Source organism: Pseudomonas sp. IT-P44 (genome assembly GCF_949768225.1).
GTDB classification, from domain to species: Bacteria; Pseudomonadota; Gammaproteobacteria; order Pseudomonadales; family Pseudomonadaceae; genus Aquipseudomonas; species Aquipseudomonas migulae.
Window position 1 is genome coordinate 1 of the sequence record NZ_CATKQM010000066.1, and the last position, 9,708, is coordinate 9,708.

Annotated in this window: 4 protein-coding genes; 2 read left to right on the forward strand and 2 right to left on the reverse strand. The window is 58.7% G+C overall.

Annotated features, from left to right (window positions below):
• Positions 1-104: 104 nt before the first annotated feature.
• On the forward strand, positions 105-824 hold the full coding sequence (locus tag ACM6IO_RS25540; RefSeq protein WP_008030085.1) for a FadR/GntR family transcriptional regulator: 720 nt from the start codon (positions 105-107) through the stop codon (positions 822-824).
• A gap of 292 nt (positions 825-1,116) precedes the next feature.
• The gene (locus tag ACM6IO_RS25545; protein ID WP_414912471.1) at positions 1,117-5,814 is read left to right on the forward strand and encodes a dermonecrotic toxin domain-containing protein; all 4,698 of its coding nucleotides are present in this window, start codon (positions 1,117-1,119) and stop codon (positions 5,812-5,814) included.
• 64 nt (positions 5,815-5,878) lie between these two features.
• Here the strand turns inward: ACM6IO_RS25545 and ACM6IO_RS25550 are convergent, their stop codons facing one another.
• Together ACM6IO_RS25550 and ACM6IO_RS25555 are read right to left on the reverse strand one after the other, a co-directional pair.
• Entirely contained in the window at positions 5,879-8,263 is a 2,385-nt protein-coding gene (locus ACM6IO_RS25550; protein ID WP_008042857.1) for an efflux RND transporter permease subunit, read from the reverse strand.
• Positions 8,264-8,291: 28 nt separating this feature from the next.
• Positions 8,292-9,365 (reverse strand): WD40/YVTN/BNR-like repeat-containing protein, encoded by a 1,074-nt coding sequence (locus ACM6IO_RS25555; protein ID WP_008030080.1) that lies wholly within the window; start codon positions 9,363-9,365, stop codon positions 8,292-8,294.
• Positions 9,366-9,708 lie beyond the last annotated feature (343 nt).

Here is a 9,708-nt window from a genome sequence, read left to right on the forward strand (position 1 = left end):
TTTTTGATCTTCATCTGCCTCAGGACCGCTTGCTCTGGCGACCGTCCTCGCCGCGCCTGCTATCATGCGCAGCACCTCCCCCGCACAGGATCGCGCCGTTCCCCATGGATTACCGCAAACCCTCCGACCGCAAAAGCATGCACTCGCGCATTGTCCAGGAACTGGGCATGCAGATCGTTTCGGGACGCTTCAAACCGGACGACAAACTGCCCGCCGAAGCCCTGTTGTGCGAGGAGTACGCGGTCAGCCGTCCGGTACTGCGCGAAGCCACTCGCGTGTTGGTCGCCAAAGGCCTGGTGTATTCCCGTCCGCGTGTCGGCACGGTGGTCAAGCAGCGCAAGGAATGGCACATGCTCGACCCGGACGTGCTGCACTGGCTGATGCAAAGCAGCCCGCAGAATCAGTTCTTCGATCTGCTGACCAGCGTGCGCAGCATCATCGAACCGGCAGCCGCGGCCCTCGCCGCGCAATTCGCCACCGACGAAGACATTGCCTCTATTGGCGAAGCCTACCAACGCATGGAAGCCGCGCCGACGCCTGAAGCCCTGTTGCAACCGGACCTGGATTTCCACAGCCGCATCGCCGACGCCACTCACAACGACCTGCTGGCGAACCTGTGCAACATGCTGTCGGTCGCCATTGCCGAAGCGTTGAAGCATTCCAACCAGCGACCGAACCTGCATGAATTGGCGTTGCCACGGCACAAGGCGATTCTCACCGCCATCGAAAACCGTGATGCGCTGGGTGCCCGGCATGCGACGCTGGTGCAGCTGGACGATGCACGCAGTGCGCTGAATGTGGTGCTGGGCGCCGATCCCTCATAAAACACGATCCACTGTAGGAGCCGGCTTGCTGGCGATGGCGTCTGTTCAGACGATAAATATGTTGGCTGACCCACCGCCATCGTCGGAACGCCGCCCGCAGCAAGCCGGCTCCTACAAGGGTTACGTTGATCTTCAGATGTAAAAAGGCCGCAACCCTGGTTGCGGCTTTTTCGTTTCTGGTCTGAACGTCGGCCTTAGCCTATCGCCTCGCCCAATGTGCGGTACCCGGCTACCGCACATCCCTTTCGATTCGGTTTTACGTTGAGGAACCACACATGCAAAGGATTGCATCATGCCCACACCTGCATCACCACCCGCCGCCGCAAGCGACACCGGCATCATCGCGCGGGCGGTTCACACCCGATTCAATACCCGGCCGACCTTACGCTCGCAAACCGCCCGCCTGCTCAAGGACGGCATTCTGGAAAAATACCCGCAACTGGCGTTCGACCCTGAGCGAACCCAAATTGCCCAACCGATCCCGGATGGCGCCTGGCGGCTTACGCTGCTTCTGGACGTGGTACTCGACTACCTGGCCAGCGGCGCATTCCCCGATCTTAGCGAGCAATACGGTCGCAGCTGTTTTTTGACAAACCGTGCCCCCGCGCAACTTACCGTCGACAACACGACATCGCGACTGCCCGACCTGCAAGTGATTGCGCAGGTCATCCGTGAATTACCCGACATTTTCTACATCGGCGCTCAGGAATCATTGACGGCCTGCTGGAACGAACAGGACGAAACCGGCGTCAGCCGCTGGCAATGGCTGGGGAACCTGCTCGCCGGCGTGTTGAAAACATCCGCGACGCGCCTCGCGGCAAGTGATGCCGAGCAGGCTGGGATTCTATTGGAGCTGGCCCGCCAACCCGACAACCGCGAACGCCTTCAGCGTCCTTGGGCCAAAGGTGCAATTGAAGCCTGCACGCTGCAAGTCACGCTGAGCAGAGGCGACATGTCGTTCACACTGCAGGCGCCGGATATCCTGGTGATTTGCGGCGAAACCCATTTGTTGTGCAGCGTGACCGGCAACATCGAATCGTTCCCGTCCCTGCAAGCCTTCGGTGCCGCATGGGGCGCGCGGTTTCAGCAAGACTTCACGGCGGACTCCATCACCTGGAAACGTTTTGTACCGGACGGCAACATCTTTGATACCCAGGCAGCTCTGCTGCTGAACCGGCAACTGGAAGATTTGGAATCGCTCAAACTGCCCGCACGCCAAAGCCTGGCTGACCTTGAAAAGCGTTTTGATGCGATCACCGATATCGCCGCACTGTTTATCGGTAGCAACAACCACCCAACGCACCTTCACGCCCTACAGACAACGATTCCCGAGTGGTTGCAGGGCGCCAGCGCCACAGAGCGCATGGCCTGGCGTAAACACACGTTGTCGATGGCCAGTGTCAAACAGCAGACACAGGGGCGCTCGTTGCCTGACGACGTCGTTGACCTTCGCACGTTCGCCAGAAATGCGCTGCATGAGCAAATGCTCAAAGACCAGCCCTTGGCGCCCGGCTACAAGTCCGATGAACTGGAACTGACCTTTCACGTGCCTGTCGGCGACTTGGGCAGCGGCTACCTCGAACCCGTCAAAATGTCCCTGACCGACCTGGCGATAAAAAACCTGGCCGGCAAACCCAAGGGCCGGATGACCCTTCGTCACACCGAAAACCAGCTGATTCAAGACTGGACCACCGAGGCCTATTTGCTGGATCTGGTGAGCCGCGTTGATGTCGGAAAACATTACCCCGAGTACATAGAAGCGCAGTTGCTTGGCAACAGTCCCGAGGCCAATGAGCGGCTGAGACTCTTCGGCCTGGAACTGAGCCTGCATTTGCCGCTGCGCGCCCTAGAGCATTCGATCAAAGGTGAGCATGGCTTCACCCTCCTGGGCTATCGATATGTCGATGCAGTGTTCCAGCCGTTGGCCGCCGAGCGCATAGTCGAGGAACAGTCCGTCGTCATCAGGCCATTGGCGTTTCAACGCAAGGCCGGGGCCACGTGTGATGTGGTCAGCAACATGTTCATCATCGAGCCAAAAGACTTGAAGTCGGACGGCCCGCATATTCTTTACCGACCGCTGTATTCAGAACCCCTGCACCAATACCCCAGCCGTCAGGACTTGCTGAGGGCCATTGCGCAAAGCGGCCCGTTGCAAACCAGCGTGCTGACCTGGCTGCCGGATCGCGCACGGCCGATCTACGACAACAACGGCTTCACCGAACCGCACATTGTCCACTTCCATGCAGGGGACGAATTCACACTGCCTGAAAAGCCCCAACCGGCGATTCTGGCCGGCGACGAAGCGGTTGGCGACTGGCTCACCGCGCTGGAAGAAGGTCGATTGCTGGCCAGTCTGTTCGTCAGCAATGCACGCACACTGATCGATCTGGCGGATCGGCAATCGGTGTCGAATGCCGAGAGCCGCTGGGCGATCATCCTCGAGGGTGGCTGGCTGGTGTTCAACAACCTGATTCTGCCGTTGTTGCGCGGCCCTGCCATGGTGGTGGGCTGGATGCTGCAAATCGCCCACAGCCTGATCAACGATCTGCCGGCGCTGGACAGTGATGACCCGAAGGCGCGGAATCAGGCTTGGATCGATGTGCTGTTGAACATTGGTCTGTTGGTTCTGCATGTCGCTCGAGAGGAAGCAGCCCCGGCACTTTCCGACAGCGCAGCGACGGCAGTTCCGGATGCCCTCGCCTCCTTGCGCCGTCCTGCGCAGACATTTTCATGGCCCGCCGAATCGACCATTACCCAGGACACTCCGGGCCTGCCCTCCGAGCCGCCGGGCAGTGGCAAGACCCTGCTCGACTTCAACCAGTCGAGTGCACGCGATTCGGCAACCGCCCGACTGTTCAACACGTTACGGGAGGTTCAAGTGCCATGGCCGACACCTCTGCCAGAGCCCGTTAGCACCGGCGTGTTCAAAGGTTTGTACCGGATCGGCAATCTTTGGCACGCCACCGTCGCCGGCCTGCTGTTTCGCGTGAGTATCGTGCCCGGGTTCGGCGAGGTGTATCTGATACATCCGGAGCACCCGGATCATCCCGGCATCAAGCTCAAGACCAATGGAGCGGGCCGCTGGACTCTGGATCAAGGGTTGAAACTGGTTGGCGGCGGGCGCAATTCGAGAATCAGCGCCCAGCGAGAAATCACGCAACAACGCATCAACCTGCTGGAACTCAATCGTCAGGAATTCGTGGATCAGCAAGTACGGGTGCAGAAGCGTGTCGACATCGCGGAAAACCTGATGCAGTTGAAAAAGAACGACGCCACCAGTACAGAGCTCGATCGCGCCACGTACAGGCAACGGTTCGTTGATGAGCTGGACAAACAGACCGAAAGCTACGCCACGCTGCTGGCCGAGAAAAGGGAATTGGCCGAGTTGACCAGATCCGATCCCGATCCTGTGCACTTGTGCAGCCTGTCGGAAAACATCATCAACAATGCCCGCAAACGGATCGTCATCGCTGACTGGGAGCGCGAAGCTGCCGAACGCCAGTATGCGGACTTGAAAAATGGTATCAGGCATTTGCTTGAGGCAATTATCAGCGAGGGCGATGTGGTACTGGATCGCTATTTTGAGTTCATGCGCAAAACCTCAGAAATCAACGAATCCTTGATCAAGTATCTGGATCAGATAGACAGCCGACTACTGGAACTCAAGCAGGTGCCTCGCCTGGGCATCGAGTACTGGAAGCGACTGACCGGCAACAGGCCCGAAGATGAAATGACGGCACTGCGCGTCAAGTGCTATCAGTTGAGTATCTTGCGTCTGCTCAGTCTCAAGGCCCTCGGCACCAGCACCATGGGTGTGCTTGAACACGCCGTCAGCCCCCTGCTGTTGCTATCTCGCTCGCATGCCGAACTGCAAACGGAACACACCTACACCAACAGCGACCGGATCGCCGTTCTGGAGAACCTGGTCGATCAGTACAACAAGTCACAGGACGGTCTTGAGACGATAGGCATTTTCAGCACAGATGAATTGCAGACACACCCCTTCAATCGTCTGCGCGAGCTCATTGACCAGCTGCGTATCGATGCCGAACGACGTCTGGCGGAAGCGCTTCAACTGCTGCCGCAACCGGAGGAACCGTCAACGTCGGCTTCCGGCACCAGGCCGCCGGTGAAACGTCCCTATTCATGGTCCAGTCGCAAGCGGGTGATCAAAACCGCCAAAGGCACATTGATCGGCGATCTTCGCCAACGGGTCGCTCACCAGGAAGGAGACATTGTCGACATCAACCACCCTATTGAAGAAAGGCCATTGGCTTCGTTCCACGAGCATGAACCCAATGTCTGGGTAGAAATCGTCGATGCCAGACCCGCAACTGACAGGGCTCCGCGCCCCTACCAGCTGCTCAAGGGCGATGCCCGCAAGGCGTTGGCCGATGTCGATAAAAACGTGCAGAAGATCGAGGGTTACGCGCAACGCGCCAGTTCTCCCAAGGAAATCGAAGAGCAATTGCAACGCGAGGCACAAAAGCTGATCGGGTACGCCGATGGACTGGAACAGCACGAAAGTCCTCCGGCCAACCGCGAAACAGACGTTTCGCTGATCAGCGGACTCCGCGACAAAGCACACGTCCTCGAGACCAAGGCCACCGAACTTCGCACCCGCATGACTCTCGCTCGACCGCCCAGTAGCGAGGGGGTGGAGTATCTGTTGCGGCGCAATGAAATTTTTGCGCGAATCAATGGCCACCGGGTTCAGCTGAAAACCGGGCGGCGTGACTTCATGCAAGAGTACGCTTTGTTGAATAAAGACAATCAACCCTGGTGGTACGGGCATTTTCACTACGCCAATGCGGATGATGCCAAGGCTGACTACACCCAGGCGCATCTGAAAACCAGAGAGCAACGCTTCGAAACCTACGAATCGGCCATGGCAAAGGCCAAGGATCCGAAGCAGAAAATCGAAATTCATCACGGAATCATCAGCAAGGAACTGGCGAACAGCGATTTTCTACCGCTGCAACCCCGCTGAGTTTTCCAATCACCCATAAAAAAGCCGCAACCCAAGGTTGCGGCTTTTTGGTTTTGCCTGAGGTTTAGTGAGCGAACAACGAGTTGCCCTTCTGCCCCGCCAGTTTCTCCGGTTTGATCAGGAAACGAGCCAGCGCCGGCAGCAGCCACAACGCGCCGAACATGTTCCAGAGCAGCATGAAGGTCAGCATCAGGCCCATGTCGGCCTGGAACTTTATGGCCGAGAAGATCCAGGTGCACACGCCGATCGCCAGGCACAGGCCGGTGAACAATACGGCTTTACCGGTGGACTTCAGCGTCTGGTAGTACGCCTCTTGCAACGGCAGACCGGCACGCAGGAAGCTTTCCAGGCGGCTGTAGATGTAGATGCCGTAGTCCACGCCAATCCCCACGCCCAATGCCACTACCGGCAAGGTCGCGACTTTGACGCCGATGCCCATGAAAGCCATCAGGGCGTTGCCGAGTACCGACGTCAGCACCAGTGGCAACACGATGCACAAGGTCGCCGCCCAGGAGCGGAAGGTGATCATGCACATGGTCGCGACGCAGATGTAGACGAGGATCAGGATGGTCAGCTCGGATTCCTTGATCACTTCGTTGGTGGCCGCCTCGATGCCGGCGTTACCCGCCGCAAGGATGAACTCCAGGCCTTCCTTGTTGTTTTCCTTGGCGAAGTCCTGCACCGCATGAACTGCGCGATCCAGGGTGGCAGCCTTGTGATCGTTGAGGAACACCAGCACTGGCGCCAGGGAGCAACTGTTGTTGTACAGGCCGTCAGCGCGGGCGATGGAGTTGTTCAGCACGTCCGGGTTGCGCGACAGGGTTTCCCATTTCAGGTTGCCCTCGTTCATGCCCTTGATCATCTGCTTGGACACGGTCACCAGCGAGATCGCCGACTGCACGCCCTCGGTGTTCTGCATCTTCCACATCAGTTCGTCGATGGGTGCCATCGCTTCATAGCGCGAGCAACCTTCGGACTTGGTCTTGACCATCACCACCAACACGTCGGAACTGGTGGAGTAGTTGCTGATGATGAAGTTGTTGTCCTTGTTGTAACGCGAATCCGGACGCAGCTCTGGAGCACCTTGATCGAGGTCGCCGATTTTCAGGTTCTGGCTGTACCAGAGGCCGCCACCGAAGGCCAACAGGGCCAACACGATCGATACCGGGGCAACTTTCGGGCTGGCGAAGTTGGACAGCAGGCGCCAGAACGGGTGTTCGCGGTGCGCGTCTTTCTTGCTGCGCTCGACGGCGCGCTTACTGATGCCGACGTAGGAAATCGCCACCGGCAGCAGGATCAGGTTGGTGAACACGATCACCGCCACACCGATGGATGCGCCGATGGCCAGTTCGCGAATCACGCCGATGTCGATGATCAGCAATGTGATGAAGCCCACCGCATCCGCAAGGATCGCGATCATCCCCGGCAGGAACAATTGGCGAAAGGTGCGCCGCGCCGCAGTCAACGCGTTGTCGGCCTCACTGGACTGCAAGGCGATACCGTTGATCTTTTGCACGCCGTGGGAAATACCGATGGCGAAGATCAGGAACGGCACCAGCATCGAGTACGGATCCAGCCCGAAGCCGAAGAAGTGCATCAGGCCGAGCTGCCAGATCACCGCCACCAGCGTCGTGCTCAACACCGCCACGGTGCTGCGCATGCAGTTGGTGAACCAGTACAACAGAATCAGGGTGATGACGAAGGCGACACCGAAGAACATCACCACCATCACCAGGCCATCGATCAGGTCGCCGACTTTCTTGGCGAAACCGACGATGTGAATCTGCACGTTGGGGTTCTGTTTCTCGTACTTGTCGCGGATCTTTTCTTCCAGCTCGTGGGAGAACTTGCGGTAGTCCAGGGCCAGCAACTTGCCTTGGTCCTGCGGGTCCGGGTAGGACTCCAGCAGCGGGATATCGACGATGCTCGACTTGAAGTCGTTGGACACCAGGCGCCCGACCTGACCGGACTTGAGTACGTTGTTGCGCAACAAATCGAGGCTTTGCTGGGAGCCGTTGTAGCTCTGCGGGATCACTTCACCGCCGGCGAAGCCCTCCTCCGTCACCTCGGTCCAGCGTACGCTCGGGCTCCACAACGACTTGAGGCCGGAACGGTCGACGCCGGAGATGTAGAACACCTCGTCGTTGATCTGACGCAGGGTCTCCATGTACTCCTTGGAGAAGATGTCGCCGTCGGTGGCTTCAACCGAAATGCGAACGGTGTTGCCCAGGTTCGCCAGGTCGTTGCGGTGCTCCATCATCTTTTGAATGAACGGATGCTCGAGCGGGATCATCTTTTCGAAACTGGTGGACGGCCGAATCAGCGTCGCTTGCCAGAACAGGAAAATACTCACCAACAGACAGATCACGATCACTGCCGGGCGGTTGTTGAAAATCAGGCGTTCAAGAAACGTCGCCTTGTCTTGGTGATGGCTGCTCAAGGATGTCATAGACCCGCCTTCTTATTATTTGCCCGGCTCATTTGGACGACCCGTTTTTTCCATTCTCTGCACCGGCGCCGGTTGGCGAGGTGACGCGAACGCCGCCCTGTCCTGCCAGAACCAGATTGCCGTCGCCCGCCGCAGTCACCGCAGAAACCGAAATGCGATCCGGACGGTTGAACACGCTGAAGGTTTCGCCGTTGTCGTTGCTGCGGATCACCGAGCCGCCGTTGCCGACGATCACGATGGAACCGTCGTCGAGCAAGGTCGCACCGGACAGGCCGAACTCCAGCGCACCACGGGTGGCTTTCAACTCGACCGGCTCCCAGGTAGTGCCGAAATCGGTGGAGCGAAACAGGTTGCCCCGCAGCCCGTAGGCCAGCAGTGTGTTGGCCTCGGCGGTGCCGATCACGCCGAACAACGAGCCTTCATAGGGGCCTTCGAGTTTTTCCCAGGTCTGCCCCCAGTCGGAGGAGCGGAACATGCTGCCCTGCTCGCCGACGATGAACAGCCCGGCATCCTTGATCGCTGCGATGGCGTTGAGGTGGTACTGGTCTTCGTTGTCCAGGCGGTCGCTGGCGTCTTCCCAGGTCTTGCCGCCGTCGGTGGTGGCCACCAACGCGCCGTAAGCGCCCACGGCAAAGCCGTTGCTGGCGTCCTGGAACCAGACGTCGAGCAGCGGCGATTCGCGTTTCAGGTCTTCATATTGTTTGGTCCAGGTGACGCCGCCGTCCTCGCTGGCGAGGATCTGCGCGTCATGCCCGACGGCCCAGCCGTGTTTGTCGTCGACAAAATAGACCGAGGTCAGCAGTGCCCGGGTCGGCACCTTGGCCTGGGTCCAGGTCGCGCCCTGGTCATCGGAATACAGGATGTGCCCGCGATCCCCGACTGCCACCAGGCGCTTGCCGGCGTGCACGACGTCGAGCATCAGGCTTTTGCTGGCTTTGGCGGATTCAACGGAATAGACAACGTCGGTGGCTGGCGCCGCATTGGCCAGCGCAGGTGCCGACAACACGGCACAGCCCAACAGCGAGAGCGCTGTAGCCAGCAATGCGAATTTGCGCAATGCCGGCGGGCGGCAGATACCCACACCCATGACAGGCTCACTCATAGACCTTCCCCCATTATTATTGTTAGGTCGTTCAACCTTTCAGGGCGCCGTAAGGGGTGCTCATCGGGATTGGATGGTTAGGAGCATAGTCCTGAAACCCGCAATCCAGAGCCCCTTCGGAAGCTGGCTTATCCTATCGGGGTTTGGAAAGGTCTGACAATCGACGCCACGTTATCTTTTGTTAACCTGGGGGGGATGGGGTTTTTCTGAATGTTGGGGTATCAGGTGGGGTGATTTGGGGTTTGTGGTTGGTGTTTTGTGTACATATCCATTTTTGCGGTAACGGCTTCTATTGGTTCCGCTCTTACAGCGGGTCACTTGGAAAAGCGCCAAGTAACCAAGC